General features: G+C 48.1%; 20 protein-coding genes. All 20 read right to left on the reverse strand.

Annotation, left to right across the window (positions count from 1 at the left end; translation table 11 throughout):
- Positions 1–132 precede the first annotated feature (132 nt).
- Positions 133–2,121, reverse strand: coding sequence for an excinuclease ABC subunit UvrB (gene uvrB, locus DWW13_RS06495; protein ID WP_117813028.1), 1,989 nt, complete (start codon positions 2,119–2,121; stop codon positions 133–135).
- A 211-nt stretch (positions 2,122–2,332) separates the two neighbouring features.
- Positions 2,333–4,408, reverse strand: coding sequence for an efflux RND transporter permease subunit (locus DWW13_RS06500; RefSeq protein WP_118719648.1), 2,076 nt, complete (start codon positions 4,406–4,408; stop codon positions 2,333–2,335).
- A 228-nt stretch (positions 4,409–4,636) separates the two neighbouring features.
- The gene (locus tag DWW13_RS06505; protein ID WP_117804619.1) at positions 4,637–5,515 is read right to left on the reverse strand and encodes a NifB/NifX family molybdenum-iron cluster-binding protein; all 879 of its coding nucleotides are present in this window, start codon (positions 5,513–5,515) and stop codon (positions 4,637–4,639) included.
- Between the two features lie 27 nt (positions 5,516–5,542).
- Positions 5,543–6,787, reverse strand: coding sequence for an aminopeptidase P N-terminal domain-containing protein (locus DWW13_RS06510; protein WP_118719650.1), 1,245 nt, complete (start codon positions 6,785–6,787; stop codon positions 5,543–5,545).
- A gap of 119 nt (positions 6,788–6,906) precedes the next feature.
- Positions 6,907–8,166 (reverse strand): S41 family peptidase, encoded by a 1,260-nt coding sequence (locus DWW13_RS06515; protein ID WP_055220738.1) that lies wholly within the window; start codon positions 8,164–8,166, stop codon positions 6,907–6,909.
- Positions 8,167–8,249: 83 nt separating this feature from the next.
- Positions 8,250–9,164, reverse strand: a complete 915-nt coding sequence (gene ftsX, locus DWW13_RS06520; RefSeq protein ID WP_022461639.1) for a permease-like cell division protein FtsX — start codon at positions 9,162–9,164, stop codon at positions 8,250–8,252.
- Positions 9,154–9,837 carry a cell division ATP-binding protein FtsE gene (ftsE, locus tag DWW13_RS06525; protein ID WP_022461638.1) on the reverse strand — a complete coding sequence of 228 codons (684 nt, stop codon included), beginning with the start codon at positions 9,835–9,837 and terminating at the stop codon, positions 9,154–9,156. The genes ftsX and ftsE overlap by 11 nt, the downstream gene beginning before the upstream one ends.
- A gap of 26 nt (positions 9,838–9,863) precedes the next feature.
- On the reverse strand, positions 9,864–10,952 hold the full coding sequence (locus DWW13_RS06530) for a PucR family transcriptional regulator (RefSeq protein ID WP_117510479.1): 1,089 nt from the start codon (positions 10,950–10,952) through the stop codon (positions 9,864–9,866).
- Between the two features lie 185 nt (positions 10,953–11,137).
- Entirely contained in the window at positions 11,138–12,007 is an 870-nt protein-coding gene (locus tag DWW13_RS06535) for a YitT family protein (protein WP_117510478.1), read from the reverse strand.
- A 5-nt stretch (positions 12,008–12,012) separates the two neighbouring features.
- Entirely contained in the window at positions 12,013–12,699 is a 687-nt protein-coding gene (locus DWW13_RS06540) for a WecB/TagA/CpsF family glycosyltransferase (RefSeq protein ID WP_117510477.1), read from the reverse strand.
- Positions 12,700–12,904: 205 nt separating this feature from the next.
- Positions 12,905–15,019: a glutamine synthetase III family protein gene (locus DWW13_RS06545; RefSeq protein WP_117761415.1), complete on the reverse strand. Its 2,115-nt coding sequence runs from the start codon at positions 15,017–15,019 to the stop codon at positions 12,905–12,907.
- 415 nt (positions 15,020–15,434) lie between these two features.
- Complete coding sequence (fba, locus tag DWW13_RS06550) at positions 15,435–16,298, reverse strand: class II fructose-1,6-bisphosphate aldolase (RefSeq protein ID WP_022461579.1); 864 nt, start codon at positions 16,296–16,298, stop codon at positions 15,435–15,437.
- 179 nt (positions 16,299–16,477) lie between these two features.
- Positions 16,478–17,377 (reverse strand): diacylglycerol/lipid kinase family protein, encoded by a 900-nt coding sequence (locus tag DWW13_RS06555; protein ID WP_117761416.1) that lies wholly within the window; start codon positions 17,375–17,377, stop codon positions 16,478–16,480.
- Positions 17,378–17,563: 186 nt separating this feature from the next.
- On the reverse strand, positions 17,564–18,100 hold the full coding sequence (locus DWW13_RS06560; RefSeq protein WP_022461577.1) for a bL17 family ribosomal protein: 537 nt from the start codon (positions 18,098–18,100) through the stop codon (positions 17,564–17,566).
- 104 nt (positions 18,101–18,204) lie between these two features.
- Positions 18,205–19,167: a DNA-directed RNA polymerase subunit alpha gene (locus tag DWW13_RS06565; RefSeq protein WP_022461576.1), complete on the reverse strand. Its 963-nt coding sequence runs from the start codon at positions 19,165–19,167 to the stop codon at positions 18,205–18,207.
- A 72-nt stretch (positions 19,168–19,239) separates the two neighbouring features.
- Positions 19,240–19,833, reverse strand: coding sequence for a 30S ribosomal protein S4 (gene rpsD / locus DWW13_RS06570; protein ID WP_022461575.1), 594 nt, complete (start codon positions 19,831–19,833; stop codon positions 19,240–19,242).
- Between the two features lie 16 nt (positions 19,834–19,849).
- Positions 19,850–20,242, reverse strand: a complete 393-nt coding sequence (rpsK, locus tag DWW13_RS06575; protein WP_022461574.1) for a 30S ribosomal protein S11 — start codon at positions 20,240–20,242, stop codon at positions 19,850–19,852.
- 50 nt (positions 20,243–20,292) lie between these two features.
- Entirely contained in the window at positions 20,293–20,661 is a 369-nt protein-coding gene (rpsM, locus tag DWW13_RS06580) for a 30S ribosomal protein S13 (RefSeq protein ID WP_022461573.1), read from the reverse strand.
- Positions 20,662–20,956: 295 nt separating this feature from the next.
- The gene (rpmJ, locus tag DWW13_RS06585; RefSeq protein WP_003022746.1) at positions 20,957–21,070 is read right to left on the reverse strand and encodes a 50S ribosomal protein L36; all 114 of its coding nucleotides are present in this window, start codon (positions 21,068–21,070) and stop codon (positions 20,957–20,959) included.
- Entirely contained in the window at positions 21,067–21,270 is a 204-nt protein-coding gene (locus tag DWW13_RS06590; RefSeq protein ID WP_055220743.1) for a hypothetical protein, read from the reverse strand. The genes rpmJ and DWW13_RS06590 overlap by 4 nt, the downstream gene beginning before the upstream one ends.
- Positions 21,271–21,317: the final 47 nt, after the last annotated feature.

Below are 21,317 nucleotides of genomic sequence, written 5' to 3' on the forward strand. Positions count from 1 at the left end.
ATTCTTATTTTGCGTCAATTCTGAACAAGAAGGAATCAAAATCGGACGCAAAAAAGCGTGCCGGAAAGTTTTCTGTCGCTTTTCCGGCACGCTTTTTTTCATGCTCTTTTCTTCTTTTTTATTTCTGATTTTTTATTCTTCCATGTCATCCAGGCTCTTCTTCAGTGTGATCATTTTGTCACGCAGCTCGGCGGCCATTTCGAAGTTGAGTTCGGCGGCAGCGGCTTTCATCTGTTTCTGTACCTGGCCGATCAGTTTTTCCAGTTCTTCGCGGCTCATGGACTCCGGGTCTTTTTCCATCTTTTCTTCTGTCTTTGCCACTTCTTTCGAAATGCTGATGAGATCGCGGACGGCTTTTTTGATGGTGGTCGGAGTGATGCCGTGTTCTTTGTTGTAGGCTTCCTGCAGGGCACGGCGGCGCTTCGTCTCGTCGATTGCGAGGCGCATGGAATCGGTCATCACATCGGCGTACATGATAACATGGCCCTCGCTGTTTCGTGCGGCACGGCCGATGGTCTGGATCAGGGAGGTTTCGGAACGCAGGAAACCTTCTTTATCGGCATCCAGGATCGCCACGAGTGTGATTTCCGGGATGTCGAGACCCTCACGCAGAAGGTTGATGCCGACGAGCACATCGAAGACATCGAGACGCATATCACGGATGATCTCGGTCCGTTCCAGGGTGTCGATATCGGAGTGCAGGTAGCGCACGCGGATGCCGGCCTCTTTCATATAGTCGGTCAGATCCTCTGCCATACGCTTCGTCAGCGTCGTCACGAGAACTTTGTTGTGTTTTTCAGTTTCTTTCTTTACTTCCGAAATCAGATCGTCGATCTGTCCCTCCACCGGGCGCACCTCGACATCCGGGTCGAGAAGGCCGGTCGGGCGGATGATCTGTTCGGCGCGCAGCAGCTCGTGGTCTGCCTCGTAGTCGCCCGGCGTGGCAGATACGAAGAGGATCTGATCGATCCGGTCCTCGAACTCGCCGAAGTTCAACGGGCGGTTGTCTTTTGCGGACGGCAGACGGAATCCATAGTCCACCAGCGTCGATTTCCGCGACTGGTCGCCGGCATACATGCTGCGGATCTGCGGAACAGTCTTATGCGACTCATCCACGATGATGAGGAAATCATCTCCGAAATAGTCCATCAGTGTGTAGGGCGGCTCGCCTGGCTTTAATCCGGAGAGGTAACGCGAATAGTTTTCGATGCCGGAACAGATGCCGGTTTCTTTGAGCATCTCAATATCAAAATTGGTCCGCTCCTCGATGCGCTGGGCCTCGATCAGTTTTCCCTCGTGCTTGAAGAACTTCACCTGCTCTTCCATATCCTTTTCAATCTCGCCTGTTGCTTTCAGGATCGTGTCCATCGGCACAACGTAGTGGGAGGCAGGAAAGATTGCGATGTGGTTCAGTTCACATAAGATTTCACCCGTCAGCGTATCGATCTGCACCAGACGGTCAATCTCATCCCCGAAGAACTCGACGCGCACCGCCTTGTCCGTCTCCTCCGCCGGAAAAATCTCCAATACATCACCGCGCACGCGGAACGTACCGCGGTGGAAATCCATATCATTCCGGTCATACTGAATATCAATCAACTGCCGGATCACATCGTCCCGGTCCTTTTCCATTCCCGGGCGGAGCGAAATAATCATCTCCATGTAGTCCTTCGGGCTTCCGATTCCATAGATACACGAAACACTGGAAACCACAATGACATCGTTCCGCTCACTCAGTGCAGAAGTCGCGGAAAGCCGCAGCTTATCAATCTCATCGTTCCGCGCAGAGTCCTTCGCAATATACGTATCCGAAGACGGCACGTAAGCCTCCGGCTGGTAGTAGTCGTAGTAGGAGACAAAATATTCTACTGCGTTTTCCGGAAAAAATTCTTTAAATTCTCCATACAGCTGCGCCGCCAACGTCTTATTATGCGCAATGATCAACGTCGGTTTATTCAGCTTCTGGATCACATTCGCCATCGTAAATGTTTTACCGGAACCCGTAACACCGAGCAGTGTCTCACACTGATTTCCTTCCTGAAATCCTTTCACCAGCTCCTCAATCGCCTGCGGCTGGTCACCGGTCGGCTGATATTCGGAATGTAATACAAAATGATCCATATATATCTCCTTCTGTATGCTCTGTCTGCAGATCCAATCTGTTCGTCTGTCCGCTTTCTGCGGTCTCTCTTATAGCTTCTCTGATTATACCAGACTTTATAACAAAAGTATAGCTATTTCGAATATTTGTTCTATTCATTTTTCATCTCCTGGACGCAAAAGTCCCCTGCATCAGACACATTTCTGACACAGGGGACTCTCCCAATTGGTTTTATTTCGTTTTCTTCTTCAAAAATCCAATCGACGTCTTGCAGATCAGTTTATCGAAGATCATAAACATCGCCGGCAGGATCAGGATAACAACGACCATACTGATGATCGCGCCTCGTGCAAGCAGGGTACAGATGGAACCGATCATCTCAACCTGAGAGTAGCAGGCTACACCGAAGGTTGCGGCGAAGAAGCTGAAGCCGCTGCTGATGATGGACGGCATACTGGTCTTATGCGCAATACTGATAGCTTCTTTTTTGTCTTTTCCATTCTGGCGCTCTTTCTGATAACGGGTTGTCATCAGGATCGCGTAGTCCACGGTTGCACCGAGCTGAATCGCTCCGATTACGATGCTGGCCACGAATGGAAGGCTGGTTCCCTGATAATACGGGATTGCCATATTCAGCATAATTGCAAACTCGATGACTGCTACCAGAATAATCGGCAGAGAAATCGATTTGAAGATCAGCAGAATGATGATAAAGATTGCACCAATGGAAAGCACGTTTACGTTGACAAGGTCAGCATCGGTAACATCCTGCAGGTCTTTCATCAACGGTGCTTCACCGATGACCATTCCATTTTTATCGTAGGATTTTACGATTTTGTCAATCGCTTTGACCTGTTCGTTTACTTCATCTGTTGCGGACTCATATTCAGAGCTCACAAATGCAAGCTCATACTCATCGCTCTGCAGCATGCTTCGGAGATTTTCCGGGATCATGGATTCCGGAATCGTCGGTCCAAGCAGGGAACTCATGCTGATGGTCGATTTGACACCTTTTACGTTGCCGATCTCCTCCATCATTTTCTTTTTCTGTTTGGAATCCATATCGCGGTCCATCATGACGATGTGCATGTTGCTGACGTTGAACTGCGCTTTTACTTCATCGTTTGCCACGTTACAGTCCAGGGTAGATGGAAGGGAACGTGCGATGTTGTAATAAATCTGGGTATGATTGTTTCCGTAGATCGACGGGAACAGCAGAACCAGGAAGATCACAACCCATACTTTATAATGTTTGGTGATAAAGGCGGACGGTTTATCCAGGCTTTTTACCAGCGGTTTGTGTCTCGTTTTCTCAATTGCCTTGTCAAATACCAGAACCATGGCCGGCAGGACGGTGACACAGCAGACAACGCCGATCAAAACACCTTTTGCCATAACGATACCAAGGTCGCGGCCAAGGGCAAAGGTCATAACACACAGTGCCAGGAAACCGGCTACGGTGGTAACGGAGCTTCCGGCTACGGATTTGAACGTGTTGGCGATTGCATGGCCCATCGCACGCTCTTTGTCATCCGGGAAACGCTTTTTATTCTCCTCGAAACTGTTCAGCAGGAAGATGGAGTAGTCCATCGTAACACCAAGCTGCAGCACGGCGGTCAGCGCTTTTGTGATGTAGGAAGTCTCACCAAGGAACACGTTGCTTCCCAGGTTGTAAAGGATTGCAAGTCCGATACTTAACAGGAACAGGATCGGAACAACGAAGGAAGTCGATGTCAGCTCGATGACAACGAGGCTCAAAACTGCGGCGATGACAACGTAAACCGGCAGCTCTTTTAATGCTACGTTTTTGATATCGGTAACAACACCGGTCATACCGCCGATGAAGCACTGCTCGTTCGCAATTTTACGAAGATCCTCGATTGCCTCCATGGAGTCATCGGAAGAAGTCGTATTATCGAACAGAACGAGCATCATGGTTGCATCCCCATTGTAGAATGCTTTCCGGAGTTTTTCCGGGATCATCTCAACCGGCACGCTGATGTCTGCCACATCGTCATACCATAAAACTTCTTTTACGTGGTTTACCTGCTCGAATTTTTCTTCGAGTTTCTGTACGTCCTTCATTTCCATGTTTTTCACGACAACCATGGAGAACGCACCCATGCCGTATTCATCTACCAGAATGTCCTGTCCTTTTACAGTTTCCAGATGCTCCGGCAGATAGCTGAGCAGATCATAGTTTACTTTCGTTGCTGCCATTCCGATGACTGACGGAATAATCAGCAGAAATCCAATGATCAGCATCAGAATCCTGTGCTTGGCAATCCATTTGCCAACTTTAACCATTTTCATTCATCTCCTCTGATTCATTTTTAACTTGTTTTTCTAGTACCACATCTTACAACTTAAATGACTATTAGTCAATATTTGAAATGGTGAAAAATGAATTTTGGTCATTTTTTGTTTACTTTTACAAAAAATAACGGAAATCGGAAATGGGAATCGTTGATTTTTCTGCGCATCAAAAAAGAGTGCCTGGCTCCTTCGTCCTGACACTCTTTTTTATGCATTTTTTTATTTCACTTCAACCAGCTCAATCTCAAAATTCAGCTCTTTTCCAGCCATCTCATGGTTGGCATCAAACGTGATATTGGTCTCGTCTTTTGCAGTAACTTTTACCGGGAACGGCTGGCCGTACTGGTTCTGCAGATAAACCTGCTGTCCGATCTCTACTTCCTCTGCTCCCGGAAGCTGTGCGATCGCAACGGTGAAAATTGCGTTCGGATCCGGCATTCCGTAAGCCTCCTCCGGCATCAGATGGATGTTGACTTTTTCGCCGACTTCCATCTCTGCAACGGCTGCATCGAAGCCGCGGATCATCTGCCCCACACCGCAGATGAACTCGAGCGGTTCGCCGCGGTCGTAGGAAGAATCAAACTGGGTTCCATCGTTGAAGGTTCCTCTGTAGTGGGTACGGCAGGTTTTTCCGACATTCTTACCTTCCATAACCGGAGTCGGTGCACCGCATCCGCCGCCGCAGGTTCCGCAGGAACCGCCGCAGGAGCTCTCCTCTTCCTCATGGCTTCCGCAGTGGTCGCCGCAGGAATGGCCTTCCTCGTGATCGTGGTGATCGCAGGTTGCACCCGCAGATGTGAGCGTTCCGTTTAAGTAAGCTTCCACCGCTGCATCCACATCTCCCTCCGCTCCGGAGCAGAGCTCTACGCCTGCCTCAGCAAGAGCAGCCTGTGCACCGCCGCCGATGCCGCCGCAGATCAGAACATCCACGCCCTGCTCGGAAAGAAGGCCTGCCAGTGCGCCGTGGCCGGTTCCGTTGGATCCGATCACTTCGCTGGAAACCACCTGATTGTCTTCTACTTCGTAAACCTTAAAATTCTCTGTTTTTCCAAAATGCTGGAAAATATTCCCGTTATCGTATGTAACTGCAATTTTCATCTAACTAAATCCTCCGTAGTTTTTTTCTTACGCCTCTTTTTCCTGCATAAAGGCTTCAATCTGGTCTGGATCACGCATCAGATTCTCGGAAAGAACCTCGCATCCGTCCTCTGTAATCAGGATATCATCCTCGATCCGGATTCCGATCTCCCACTCATCAATATAAAGACCCGGCTCATCGGTGATGATGGCGCCTGGACGCAGCTTGTCGTTCCATGCCGCGGTCACATCGTGTACATCAATGCCGAGGTGATGGGAAACGCCGTGCATGTAATAGGTTCCGACATCCTCTTTCTTCTCGATCAGGCCAAGTTTCACACAGCCCTCGCCGAGAACATCCTTTGCGATATCGTCGAGCTCTTTTAATGTCATACCCGGTTTTGCTGCTTTTGCAACGGCGCGGTTTGCTGCCAGAACAACGTCGTAAACCTGTCTCTGACGGTCCGTATATTTTCCGTTGACTGGATACGTTCTGGTGATATCTGCGCAGTAGCCCTGGAATTTTGCTCCGAGGTCCATCAGAAGCAGGGTCTCATCCTCGCACACGTCACGGTTGGTATCGTAGTGCAGCATCGTTCCGTTTGCACCGCTTCCTGCGATCGTCGGGAATGCGGTTCCGTCTGCTCCCTCGTGGAAAATCTTGTACTCGAAATCAGCCTGTGCCTGATACTCGGTGCAGCCCGGTTTCAGATTCTTCATCACGAATTTCAGCGCGTCGTCGGTGATCTTGATTGCCTGGCGGACGAGAGCGATCTCATCCTCATCTTTCTGCATCCGCAGTGCTGCGATGACAGGAGCAATGTTTTTAATCGGTCTGCCTGGAAATTTCTTTGCGAACTCCTCTGCCTTTACCATGTTGTAATCCGGCAGATCCTCGACCTGATAGCGGTAGCAGTCGAAATACAGGGTTCCGATGTCCTCGCGTGCCATCAGACGGTTTACCATGTCCTCAAAGGAATCCAGGAAACGGACGTCATCGATTCCGGTGATCTCCTGTGCCTCGGATACGGTTACTTTTCTTCCAAACCATCTCTCCTGGCTCGGATCCGCTTCCTCGATAAACAGAATGGATTTCTCCTCTTTTGCGGTCTTTTTCATCATCAGGATCATGTGATCTCTGCGAAGGCCGGTCAGATAGAAAAAGTTGCGGTTTGCTTCAAACGGCAGATATTCGTCTGCGCTGACATGCAGCTCGATTCCGGAAAACAAAAGCAGTGCGGAATCCTGGTCCATTTTATCAAAAACCTGTTTTCTTCTTTCTGTAAAGTTCATCTGTCTTTCCTCACTTTCTTTTAGAGCCTGCCAAGATCTGTTTTCGGCTCCTCTACTAAGATAACACGTTCGTGCTTTTTTTCCTACCTTTTTCCTGCTTTTCTGTGAAAATTCTTATTTTATTCCGCACTTTCCAGTCCTTTGACAACTTCCAACGCTTTTTCGAGCTGCACATCGCTCGTCGCGTCATCCGGCAGCTCCACCTCGACATCCGGCGTAATGCCGACCTTGTGGATGTCGTTTCCGAGCGGCGTGTAATAATGGGCAATCGTCAGTTTCACCACGCTGCCGTCCGAGAGCTGGAATGTATTCTGGACAATGCCTTTTCCGAATGTCGTCGTTCCGACAATCGTTCCGATGCCGTAATCTTTGACTGCTCCCGTGAAGATTTCTGCCGCACTTGCCGTATTTTCATTAACCAGCACGACGAGTGGAATCGAGATCGGGGTATCGCCGTCGCAGGTATACTCTTCCCGTTTTCCATTTTTATCCTCGGTATACACGATGAGTCCCTCCGGCAGGATCTGGCGCAGGGTGTCGCAGACTGCCGTCACAAGGCCGCCCGGATTGCCGCGCAGGTCGATGATCAGGCGCTCCATGCCCTGATCCTGCAGTGACTGGTATGCTTTCTGGAACTGCTCGGAGGTAAGCCCTGTAAACTCGCTGATGGCCAGATAGCCGATCTTGTCGTCCAGCATTTTACCGTCTGCCACAATCGCCGCAAGCTTCTCTTTTGTGACTTCCGTTTCAATCAGATCCGCCTCGCCTTCCCGCTCGATGGAAAGCGTCACGGTATCGTTCTCGCTGTTTTTCAGAAGACCGACCGCATCGTTGAGGCTTAAGCCTTCGAGTGTCTGCCCGTCAATCTTCACAATGCGGTCATCCGCCTGAATACCGGCCTTCGCCGCCGGGGTATCGTCCTGTACGCCGGTGACCTGCAGCTTATCGCCGTCCAGCGTCACCGTAACACCGATGCCCTGATAGTAACCCTCCTGCGCTGTCTTGATCGCTTCGTATTCCTCTTTCGTGTAATACGTAGAATACTTGTCGCCGAGGCCGCTGATCATCCCTTTATACATCGCATCCGACAGCTCTGTGTCATCCACATCGCCCGCGTAAAGCTGGCTGATCATCGCTTTGATCGCCGCCGTCTTCCGCCACGACCAGAAGCCGCCGGGGTGGTCCGCACTGCTTCCCGGCCAGAGAAACGTTGTTCCGACAAGCACGATCATTACAATCGCCAGCATCGAAATCATGCCCGCAAAGTAGCTCTTCCGCATCTCATTTTTTCGGTTTTTCTTTCTGTTTCTGCGCTTTTTCGGTTTTTCCTGCTCTGCCGCTTTTACGCCCTCTTTTTCTTCCTTCATCAGTTCTTCCAAAATATGCCTCCCAATCGAAAGATCCCGGAATCTTTTGACGGATTCCGGGACTTATTTTTACTTCATTATATTGTCTAATCCTATCAGACTTTCAAGTGTTTTCGAATCGTAAAGATACTGCCGACAAGACCGATTCCCATACCGAGAATGAGTCCGACTGGAAGCAGAATCCGGAAGACGGCCGATACCGGCATGAATGCCATAAAGTTCGACAGTACGCTGAACTCTGTCATAACGTAGCTGATGACTCTGTTGTATACAACGTACAGCAGCCCCAGCGGAATCGCTGCTCCGACAAGACCGATCAGGATACCCTCGATCAGGAACGGAGCCCTTACAAACAGGTTCGTCGCACCGATCAGCTTCATGATACCGATCTCCTCTTTCCGGACCGAAATACCGATCGTGACGGTATTGCTGATCAGGAAAACAGATACGGCAAGAAGAATCAGGATGATCGCGATGGAAACGTAGCCAATGACACGGTTCATCGTCGTCAACGTTGTTGTTGCGCCCTCGGCCTGTTTAACCTCACGGACACCGTCCAGCGAGCGGATATACTCAGCCAGTGCATCCTGCGTCTCTACCTGGTATACGTAAACCTCGTAGTGAGCAGAAGTTGCGAGCGGGTTGTCGTTTGGCTTAAAGCCGTCCTTGTATTCCTCTTTTCCTTCGAAATACTGTTTTGCAAAGTTTTCCCACGTCTCATCCGCGGAAACATACTTACATTCCTTGACCACATCGGTCTTGGCCTTGATCTCCGTTCCGATCTCATCGATCGTCGCCTGATCCACATCTTCGTTGAAGAAGACGGTCATGGATACGTCTGTCTCGGCATTTTTTACGATGTAGTTAAAGTTGATGACAACCGCAAAGAAGATACCGAACAGAAAGATACAGGCTCCCATGGTTGCGATGGATGCCAGCGAGAACATCTTGTTTCTCCAGATGTTTTTGACACCCTGTTTGATGCTGTAGCCCAGTGTACTAAACCTCATGGTACTCGCCCTCCTTCTCATCGCTGACTACCACGCCTTTTCGCATGGTAATAACGCGTTTTTTCATGGAGTTGACGATCTCACGGTTGTGGGTTACCACAAGAACGGTCGTTCCTCTGTTGTTGATTTCCTCCAGGAGCTTCATAATCTCCATGGAGTTTCCCGGGTCCAGGTTTCCGGTCGGCTCGTCCGCCAGAAGAATGTCAGGCCGGTTGACAATGGCTCTTGCCACGGCAACTCGCTGCTGCTCTCCTCCGGAAAGCTCCTTCGGGAAGGATTTGTACTTCTCTGCCAGTCCGACCAGCGTCAGGACTTCCGGCACGCGCTTTTTGATGACGCGGTTCGGTTTCTCGATGACACGCTGTGCGAATGCTACGTTTTCATAGACATTCCGGTCTTTTAAAAGGCGGAAATCCTGGAATACGACGCCGACACCGCGGCGGTATTTCGGCACTCTCCAGCGTTTCATTTTATTTAAGATCTGTCCGTTTACCTTAATGGTACCGGATGTGGGCTCGAGTTCTTTCAAAAGGAGCTTGATCAGCGTCGATTTTCCAGAACCGCTGTTTCCCACGATAAAGACGAATTCCCCCTTCTCGATGTGTAAGGATACGTTGTTGACGGCCGGCTGGCCTTTCGCGTAACTCTTACTTACACTATCCAATGTTATCATGCAATTCCTCCTTCAAGGGTTCTCGCTTAATAATCGAGCGTTTCCATGTATTTCATGTACTGCACAACCATAAGCGCAATCTTGAATGTGATCGCATCTTCAAAAACTCTAAGATCGAGTCCCGTGCTCTTCTGCAGCTTATCCAGCCGATAGACAAGGGTATTTCGGTGTATATAAAGCTGTCTCGAGGTTTCCGAGACATTCAGAGAATTTTCAAAGAATTTATTGATCGTTGTCAGTGTCTCCTCATCAAAGTCATCCGGCGATTTGTTGCCGAAAATTTCTTTGATGAACATTTTGCACAGTGGGATCGGAAGCTGGTAAATCAGACGGCCGATGCCCAGTGAGCTGTATGCATAGATATCATTCTCAGCGGAGAAAATTTTTCCGACGTCCATCGCCATTCTGGCTTCTTTATAGGAACGCGATACTTCTTTGATCTCCTTGACAATGGTACCGTAAGCAACGTGGGTTTTCCCCTCCTCATCTCTTCCTGCTGCTTCCAGAATGGTGGCTGCCACTTTGTTCATCTGGGCATAATCCTCACCTGGAGCAAGTTCTTTTACGATGATGATGTTTTTCTCATCGACGGCAGTGATAAAGTCACCGGATTTGGTACCGAGCAGACTCTTGACGCTCTCGAGCGCCCCGCTGTTCTTATCCGGATTTGTCTCAAGAATAAATACAAGGCGGCGTGCTTCCACTTCAATATGTAACTTCTTCGCCCTGTTGTAGATGTCGACCAGCAGCAGGTTGTCGAGCAGCAGGTTCTTGATAAAGTTGTCTTTATCGAAGCGCTCCTTGTAGGCGGTAAGGAGGCCCTGAATCTGGAAGGTAACCATTTTCCCGATCAGGTGAATGTCATCGTTTCCGCCTTTTACAACCAGAATGTACTCCAGCTGGTGTTCATCGTATACTTTAAAAAACTGATAATTTTTCATGGTCTGGGAATCTGCCTGAGACTGCGCAAACGTTACAATATCATTCTGGCTGATCTCAACCTCCGGAAACGTCGTTACCAGAACCTTTCCTTCTACATCAGTCACGCAGAGTTCGACACGCGAAATATTTTTGATTCCCTCAATGGTACTCTGTAAAATCTGATTTGAAATCATATTTTCTTCCCTCTTTCATCCTATAGTTTGTCTCCGGCTGCACCCGCTTTCATTGCCAGGCATATCCACACCCCTATGGTTCTGCGCCTGATGCAAAGTACCTCACAGATATACTTATTTTAATACAAAATAGACAAAAAAGGAAGAGAAAACACAACATTTATACCACAAAATACGTAAAAAGGTCAGGAGAAATCCGTCTGGAAGCCCTCTCCTAAGACCTCTCTTGCATCCGACACAACGACAAACGCGTCCGGATCGATCGTTCCTACGATCTGTTTGAGCTGCGGGATCTGTTTTTTGCCCACAACACAGAATACCATCATACGCTCTTCGCCCGTGTACATTCCCTTGATGTGGATGCCGGACGCGCCGCGGTCGAGTTCTTTCATGAGCTCATCGGCTACCTGCTCCGGATGCGCGGTAATGATAAACGCGGATTTCGCATAATTCATACCTTCCATCAGGGCATCCGTCATTTTCGTCGTCACGTAGATTGCCACGATCGCATAGAGCGAAGCGTGGATACCGAAGACAAAAATACCGGCGATGACGATGATTCCATCAAGCACCTGCATAACCTGTGCAACGGAATAGTGGCGCAGCTTTCTCTGGATCAGAGCCGCCATCATATCCGTTCCGCCCGTCGTACCGTTTCCGATGAAGACGAGGCCGATGCCTGCTCCCATCAGAACGCCGCCGAACAGTGCGGAAAGCATCCTGTCATCCGGCACCAGCTGCAGCACCGGGAGAACGGCAATCCAGAACGTATTCATCAGGGTTCCGAAGATGGTTTTCACCAGAAAATCGCGGCTCATGCGAATTCCGAACAGAAAGAGCGGAATGTTCAGCACAAGGTTCGTCACCCAGAGCGGAACTCCTTTTCCGAACAGCATCTGGCTCAGTTGTTTGATGACGATTGCAAGACCGGAAAATCCTCCAGTAACAAGCCCCGCCGGGTCGTAAATCGAGCTGGTCGCAACCGCCATGACCGCGGTTCCCAGCGTAATCAGCAGATAATCTCTCCACTGCTGTTTGTTCCGTATCCAGTTCATGAACTTCAACCGTCCTTTTCGCTGTTATATTTTGTTACCATCCACTTGAACGTATTCTTCTTTAGCAGAGTTCCCCACCAGCTCGTTTTTATACCGGCCTCGTTCTGCAGCGTCGAATGCTCGCCAAGGCTCAGCCAGATTTTTGCGCTGATTTTGCTGCTGTTTTCCAGAACGAAACGATCCTGCCGCGTTCCCGCAAGGCCGCTCACAATCACGTCCGTCGTCTGGCTGTTGATCTCGTTGACCAGGCTGTCAAACGCGGATTCCTCCAGCGTCTCGACGACAGCACCGCCTCCGATCTCAATGCCGGGATACGTTTCTGTCAGATATTTCTGCAGTGTCTGCAGTTCTTCCCCAGTGTCGCCCAGTACGAAAATCCGGCTTTTCTTCTGAATCAGTCCCCAGAAAAAGCGTGCGATGAACTCGTTCGTCTCCACTTCCTCATAGGACGGCGTCTCCGGGTCAATTCCTGCTGCCTCCAGCACCTCGGTTTCCCCGATGACCGTCAGATCCAGATCTTCGATATACTGTTTCCACGTCGGTTCCTTGCTCGCCTGCATCAGCATCTGCATTGTAACAATCCCGATGGTGTTCAGCTTATCGTTCGAGAGGTATTCCTCTGCAATCTCCATTGCCGCATCGACGCGGTAATGTTTCAGCTTCACACCTAAAATTTCCAGTTCTGCATTCATTGTTCTGTATACTTCTGTTTTCCTTCGAAATCCAGAAGCGTTTCCTCCATGTTTTCCTGCCGTTTCTTCCGGCAGCGCTGTCCGCCCTTTTCTTCTGGCAACAGCTAATCCCCATTATACTAAAAAAAGAGGCTGTTGTCAAAAACAGCCTCTTTTTCTGCCCTGTTTTCACAGAATTTTTACAATTTATCAGACCGTCTGCGGATTAAACCTCAAACATCAGATCGCCGTAGGACGGCATCGGCCACATCTCTTTGTCTACGATCATTTCCAGTTTGTCAACCGGTGCACGGAGTGCCTCCATAGCCGGAGCAACTTTCTCGTAGTAGTATTTTGCTTTTGCTTCGCCGTCTTCCATCTCGCATCCTGCATTCTCGATTGCGATCAGCTCGTCGAGTGCTTTCTGGGTTTCCTCAAGCAGTGCACTTGTCTCGTTCAGCAGATTCTTCTGTACACCAACTGCTGTAACACCTGCTGCGGTGATGGTGTTGATCGATCCAGCCAGGGAAGTCGCATATTTGATGACTGCCGGGATGATCTGTTTGCTTGCCATGTCGATCATGGTCTTTGCTTCGATGTTGATGGTCTTTGCATAGTTCTCGAATTTAACTTCTGCACGGGATACCAGCTCTGCCTCGGTGAATACTTTGAAATCGCCGAACAGTTTGATTGCGGTATCAGTGGTCAGTGCCGGGATTGCGTACACCATGGATTTGATGTTCGGAAGTCCTCTTCTCTCTGCCTCAGCTAACCACTCATCTGCATATCCGTCGCCATTGAAGATGATTCTCTGATGCTCACTTAAGTTCTTCTTGATCAGATCATGGACAGCGTCCTCGAAGTTTTCAGCGCCTTCTAGTACATCGCATGCATCGCGGAATGCTTCTGCAACGATGGTGTTCAGTACGATGTTCGGAGCTGCAACGGAATCACGGGAACCAACCATACGGAACTCGAATTTGTTTCCGGTGAAGGCGAACGGTGAGGTTCTGTTACGGTCGGTAGCATCTTTCTTGAGATCCGGAAGTGTCTTAACACCAGTCTCCAGAACGCCCTCTTTTTTGCTCTTGGTTGCATTTCCGGTGCTGATCAGCTGCTCTACAACATCCTCCAGCTGCTCTCCAAGGAATACAGAAATAATAGCTGGCGGCGCCTCGTTAGCTCCCAGTCTGTGATCGTTTCCCGGATCGGCTGCGGACTCACGAAGCAGATCTGCGTGAACATCAACAGCTTTCAGGACGCAGCTTAACACAAGTAGGAACTGAATGTTCTCGTGCGGTGTTTTGCCCGGCTCAAGAAGGTTGATGCCGTCATCTGTGGTGATGGACCAGTTGTCGTGTTTACCGGAACCGTTGACACCTGCGAACGGTTTCTCATGCAGCAGGCATTTCAGTCCGTGCTGGCATGCAACTCTCTTTAAAGTCTGCATAACGAGCTGGTTGTTGTCAACTGCTACGTTTGCCTCGGAATAAATGGAAGCCAGCTCGTGCTGTGCCGGTGCAACCTCATTGTGCTGTGTCTTTGCTGTAACACCCATCTTCCACAGCTCAATGTTGACATCCTTCATAAAGGAAGCAATTCTCTGACGGATGGTTCCGAAATAGTGATCGTCCATCTCCTGTCCTTTTGGAGGCATTGCGCCAAACAGGGTACGTCCGGTGTAGATCAGGTCTTTTCTCTGCAGGAATTTCTCTGCATCTACCAGGAAGTATTCCTGCTCCGGTCCTACGGAAGGAGTTACTTTCTTGGAAGTGGTGTTTCCGAACAGTTTTAACAGACGCAGGGACTGTACATTCAGAGCTTCCATGGAACGAAGAAGCGGTGTTTTCTGGTCAAGCGCCTCTCCTGTGTAGGAGCAGAATGCAGTCGGAATGCAGAGGGTTGCGCCTGCTGCGTCCTGACGAACGAAAGCCGGTGAGGTGCAGTCCCATGCTGTATATCCTCTTGCCTCAAAGGTAGCACGCAGTCCACCGGACGGGAAAGAAGATGCATCCGGCTCGCCTTTGATCAGCTCTTTACCGGAGAAGCTCATCAGTACTTTGCCGTTCGGCATCGGTGCTGTGATAAAAGAATCGTGCTTTTCTGCAGTTGCACCGGTCAGCGGCTGGAACCAGTGTGTATAGTGTGTTGCTCCTTTTTCAATTGCCCATTCTTTCATCTCATGTGCAATCGTATCTGCAGTAGCAAGATCCAGCTCACCGCCTTCTTCGATGATCTTTTTCAGCTTCTTGTAAACATTTTTTGGAAGACGTTCCTGCATTACAGTGTCATTGAATACATTTTCGCCAAAGATTTTGGCCGGATTTACATATTCTCCCATTTTCTTTCTTCCTTTCCATTTGTGAATTTTGCGATGCTACCTTCCCGCCGGATTCTAAAAAGATCCTAATACAAGAAAAAGGAGTTCTCAAAAAGGTAGCTAAAAAAGCTATATTTTTTGTAGAACGCCCTTGTTTTACATTCGCATATGGATTTGATTTCCAACTGATACTAAAATAACTCAAAAACCCCAAAAACGCAAGTGCTTTTTTGAACTCAGTCCCTTTTTCGTATTATTTTACAAAACTTTCCTAATTCAGGCGAAAAAATTAGCGGATTCGATGAAAGCTTTCGCGGCAGTCGTCAAGGTCTCGTGCAAGCACGGACTTCGACTCGTTGCTCACGAAAAAAAATACTGTGCGGACCCTGAGGAGGAAGTCCCCCAGGAATCCTGCACAGCATTTTCGTGCTTAAACTCAGGCTTTGTTTGCAGAACCGAACAGTTCGATTTTTTCTCTTACAGTAGCTTTGATAGCTTCTGCGCCAGGAGCAAGCAGTTTACGAGGATCGAATCCTTTACCCTGCTGATCTTTTCCCTCTTCGATGTATTTACGTGTAGCTGCTGCGAATGCAAGCTGGCACTCTGTATTTACATTGATTTTGGAAACGCCAAGGTCAATGGCTTTCTTGATCATGTCGTCCGGGATACCTGTACCACCGTGAAGAACGAGCGGCATAGTTCCTGTCAGCTCCTGTACAGCTGCCAGAGTCTCAAAGCTCAGTCCCTGCCAGTTAGCCGGGTATACACCGTGGATATTGCCGATACCTGCTGCAAGCATATCTACACCGAGGTCTGCAATCATCTTGCACTCGTTTGGATCAGCGCATTCGCCCATACCTACAACACCATCTTCTTCTCCACCGATAGAACCAACTTCTGCTTCCAGAGACATTCCTTTCTCTTTGCAAACAGCTACCAGTTCTTTTGTTTTTGCAACGTTCTCTTCGATCGGATAATGAGATCCGTCAAACATGATGGATGAGAAACCTGCTTCGATGCATTTGTAGCATCCTTCGTAGGTTCCGTGGTCCAGATGCAGAGCAACCGGAACAGTGATGTTCAGTTCTTCGATCATAGCTTTTACCATAGCAGCTACAGTTTTGAAACCTGTCATGTATTTTCCTGCACCCTCAGATACACCAAGGATAACCGGAGAATTCATCTCCTGTGCGGTAAGAAGGATGGATTTTGTCCACTCCAGGTTGTTGATGTTAAACTGACCAACTGCATAGTGGCCAGCTTTTGCTTTGTCCAACATTTCTTTTGCTGATACTAACATAGCTCAAATGACCTCCTGTGTCTGTAATTGTGCCGTGTACCGTTTTCAGGCTTACGGCATACTTGTTACTTTCATAACTGGTTTTATTATACAACATCTTTCTGCAAATGCCAAATGGTTTTCGTGGCGAAATCCATTTTTTTGCACTTTTTTGTGAAAAACTTATCAAAAAGCCGTGCCTACTTATTGTTCAGAACCAGTTCCATGGCATGTTTGCGCGCTTCGATGCAGACATAGCCGTGATCTCCGCCGTATTCGCCGTCCAGAGTCCAGGAAATCTCCTGGTTGGACTCGATGATGATGCGGTCGGTCTTGAACGAATCGATGAGGTCTGTGTGATCCTCCTGCATCAGCAGGGACGCAATGATCTCATTCAGTTCCAGCGGGTTTTTCGGGCGTTTGATCAGGGTTACCTCGAAGAGTCCGTCATCCAGGCGTACATCCTGTCCCGGCAGGTTTTTGAAGCCGCCGACGGACTTGGCATTCGTCACCATACCGTAGATATACTCTTCCTCAAAGGTTTCCCCGTTTGCCTCGACTTTAATCCAGTACGTCGGCACATTCCAGATCCGTTTGGATCCCTCCAGCAGGTATGCCAGATGGCCGAGAATGTTTTTCATGTGCTGATCTGTCTCATAGGAAACATCCGTGAAAAGGCCGAATGCAGCGATGTAGACAAAGCTGTCGTTGTTGAACGCTCCCACATCACAGGAATACAGGTTTCCCTCGATGATATCCTTTGCCGCCTGTACCATATCTTTCGAAATAGAAAGACTGTTTGCAAAGTCATTGGTGCTTCCGGCCGGAATATAACCGATCGGAACGCGCTGATCCACTTCCATCAGACCGCTGACAACTTCATCCAGTGTTCCGTCGCCCCCGCTGCAGACAACGAGATCCACCTGCGGCGCAAGCTCCTTTGTCTTTTCGAAACCATCTCCGACTGCCTGCGTCGGGTGGACAATGACTTCATATCCGCCTTTTACAAAAACATCGATAATTTCAAACAGTTTACTTTTAATCTGTGCTTTTCCGGAAAACGGATTAAAAATAAACAACATTTTTTTCTTGCTCTCCATGCAAATGCTCTCCTTTGTATCCCATTTTAGCTGTTCTGTATTCTGTATTGTACCTTATTCGCAAAGCAGATGCAACCCCGTACATTGCCACAATTTCGCAATTGTGTCATATAAAATATGATATACAACAAAACAGGAGCCACCTATTAAGAGGCAGCCCCTGCGGATTTCAAAACTATTTACAGATTAAACCAGCTCGATTACAACTTCCATAGCTGCATCACCTTTACGCGGTCCGATCTTGATGATACGGGTATATCCGCCGTTACGGTCTGCATATTTCGGAGCGATCTCATCGAACATTTTCTGTGGCATATCGATGGACTTGGTGTTTTTCTTGCGTCCTGCTGCTTCGGTCGGAACCTCTGTTACAGGATAGAAGAAGCTTGCCATCTGACGTCTAGCGTGAAGTCTGGACGGAAGATCTTTTTTGATCTCTTTCTGAACTTCATCGTATACGGTAACTTTTTTGCCGTCTTTTACTTCTTTCACACGTTTGCCATCAGCATCTTTACGAGCTACTTTAGCAGTAACGGTAACGGTCTCAAAGTTATCTTTCTCTTTTACAGCCAGTGCGATCATGCTTTCAGCGATCTTACGGATCTCTTTTGCTTTGGTCTCAGTGGTAACGATTTTTCCGTGATACAGAAGGTTGGTTACCTGGTTTCTTAATAATGCTTTTCTCTGGTCAGATGTTCTGCCAAGTTTTCTATATTTTGCCATTTTAAATTTTCCTCCATTTGTGGAACCCACAAGTCATGCTGCCTCGGACTTACTGACAGGGGGTTTTCGTCTACAAATCAAACGGAAAGATAAATCGCTGTGATTTATTCTCCGTCCCCAGGACTCAGTGACAGTCCCAGTTCTTTCAGCTTTGCAAGTACCTCTTCCAGAGACTTGCGGCCCAGGTTACGAACCTTCATCATGTCTTCGGAAGTTTTGTTGCACAGCTCTTCTACGGTATTGATACCGGCACGTTTCAAGCAGTTATAGGAACGCACGGAAAGCTCAAGCTCGTCGATGTTCATCTCCAGAACTTTCTCTTTCTCATTGTCCTCTTTCTCGATCATAACTTCTGCTGTCTTCGCATTCTCAGACAGATCGATGAAGAGTTTCAGATGCTCGCTTAAAACCTTAGCTGCCAGGCTGACTGCCTCGTCCGGATCCAGTGTTCCTCTGGTGTAAACATCCAGTGTCAGTTTATCGTAATCGGTAATCTGACCTACACGGGTGTTCTCCACTTTGAGGTTTACACGCTCAACCGGTGTATAGATAGCATCCACAGCGAGAACGCCGATCGGCATGTCATCGCTCTTGCCTTTGTCAGCACTGATATAACCGCGGCCTTTTGTGATCGTCAGCTCCATGTACAGCTTGCTGTCCGGGCCGCCGTTCAGGGTTGCGATTACCTGATCCGGATTCATGATCTCAATATCCTGATCTACCTGAATATCGGATGCTCTTACAACTCCCTCGCCCTCGAACTCAATATAAGCAACTTTTGCTTCGTTGGTTTCGCTGTTATTGCGGATTGCAAGGCTCTTCAGGTTCATGATGATTTCTGTAACGTCTTCTTTTACTCCAGGGATGGAGCTGAATTCATGAAGAACGCCCTCGATTTTAACCTGGCTTACTGCTGCTCCAGGGAGGGAAGAAAGCATAATTCTGCGAAGAGAATTACCTAATGTGATACCGTAGCCTCTTTCCAGAGGTTCAACCACAAATCTGCCGTACTTCTTGTCATCAGAAATCTCAGTAATTTCAATTTTCGGTTTGTTAAAATCAAACACTCGAAAGCCCCTCCTTTTAAATTGGTTGGCTCATTACTCATGGGAATAAAGCCTTCCGCGTATGGCGATTCTTTATTTAGAATACAGCTCGACGATCTGCACTTCGTCAACCGGAACATCGATCATTTCGCGGGTAGGACGCTCTTTTACAACACCTTTGAGTGCCTCAAGATCAGCCTCGATCCATTCCGGAGTCAGACGGCCGCCTGTAACCTCTACGATGTCTTTATATCTCTGAGAGGATTTTTTACCCTCTTTGATTTCGATGGTATCACCAGCGCTTACAAGGTAAGACGGGATATTTACCTGTTTGCCGTTAACCAGAACGTGTTTGTGGTCAACGATCTGACGTGCTTCTTTTCTGGTTCTAGCCATTCCCATACGGAACAGAACGTTGTCCAGACGGAGTTCAAGAAGGATCATCAGGTTCTCACCAGTCTGTCCTTCCATTCTGTCAGCCTTTTTGTAATAGTTAACAAAAGGTTTCTCCAGAACGCCGTAGATGAATTTTGCTTTCTGTTTTTCTCTTAACTGAAGACCATACTCAGACATTTTTCTGTTTGCTCTTTTCAGCTGTCTTGTGGACTTCTTATCAATTCCAAGATATACAGGATCCATTCCGAGGGATCTGCATCTTTTCAGGACTGGTACTCTATTTACTGCCATGTTCTTAACCTCCTAATCAGACTCTTCTACGTTTTGGTGGGCGGCATCCGTTGTGCGGAACCGGTGTTACGTCGCGGATGCTTGTAACTTCAAGACCGCATGCCTGAAGGGCACGGATTGCAGCTTCACGACCTGATCCTGGTCCTTTTACCATAACGTCAACAGTCTTTAAGCCATGAACCAGCGCTGCTTTGGTAGCAGTTTCTGCAGCCATCTGAGCTGCGTATGGAGTAGATTTTCTTGAACCTCTAAATCCCAGACCGCCGGCACTTGCCCAAGAAAGAGCATTTCCTTCTGCATCAGTCAGTGTTACGATTGTATTATTGAAGGAAGACTGGATATGTGCCTGTCCGTGTTCAACGTTTTTTCTGACACGACGTTTTGTCGTTTTCTTTGTCACTTTTGCCATTTTAAAACTAACCTACACTTTCTTAATCTTATATTGGACTACTGGTTAAATTATTTCTTCTTATTTGCAACAGTTCTCTTAGGACCTTTGCGGGTTCTTGCGTTGGTCTTTGTTTTCTGACCACGAACCGGAAGGCCTTTACGATGACGGATACCTCTGTAGCATCCGATCTCCTGCAGACGTTTGATGTTCATAGCGATTTCTCTACGAAGATCTCCTTCTACAACCTGACTCTCATCGATAACTGCGCTGAGTCTCTTTACTTCATCGTCTGTCAAATCTCTGCAGCGTGTGTCCGGATTTACTCCAGCTTCTTTTAAGATACGATCTGCACTTGTTCTACCGATTCCGTAGATATAGGTCAGACCAATCTCAACACGTTTGTCTCTTGGTAAGTCTACACCAGCTATACGAGCCATGTACTTTGTCCTCCATTTTTCTAAAACATTAATATTTTCCTAATTGGGATACAGGTATGCGTGTATCCAGCCGTGTTCGCACGACCTTTCTCCTTCTGCCACCTGACAGATCGGAGTATTAAGCAATATTATAAGGGATGTCTGCGCTCCGCGCGTCCACCCGCCGGAGGTGTCCTGGCTGCAACTTGCCAGGTGTCTCACTTTATAATATTAACAGCAGAACAACGCATTCACGCGCGTCCTCGCTGCAGCCGCACTTAAAATCTGCACAATTACGATCAAGCCTAATGACGGATTAGCCCTGGCGCTGTTTGTGCTTTGGATTCTCACAAATGATTCTGATGCTACCTTTTCTTTTGATAACTTTGCATTTCTCGCAGATCGGTTTTACAGAAGATCTAACCTTCATGATGAATCCTCCTTTCTTTGCTCCTTAGCGCCCCGTGTAGGGGAATTTTCTGTTGTAAACTTTTGGAATGCGTTTTCTTTTTGTGGGTTAGAAAAAAGTCCACGCGCAAAAGTTCGTTTTATAGTATAGCATTTTGTTCCCGGAAATGCAAGAAATTTTTTACATATTTTTTCATTTTTTTTTGCTCTTTTTCTGTGCATTTTTTCATCTCTCCCACCGGTAAGAAAAAAACAGGCGGGACAGATTT

Source organism: Blautia sp. AF14-40, assembly GCF_003479665.1.
GTDB classification, from domain to species: domain Bacteria; phylum Bacillota; class Clostridia; order Lachnospirales; family Lachnospiraceae; genus Fusicatenibacter; species Fusicatenibacter saccharivorans.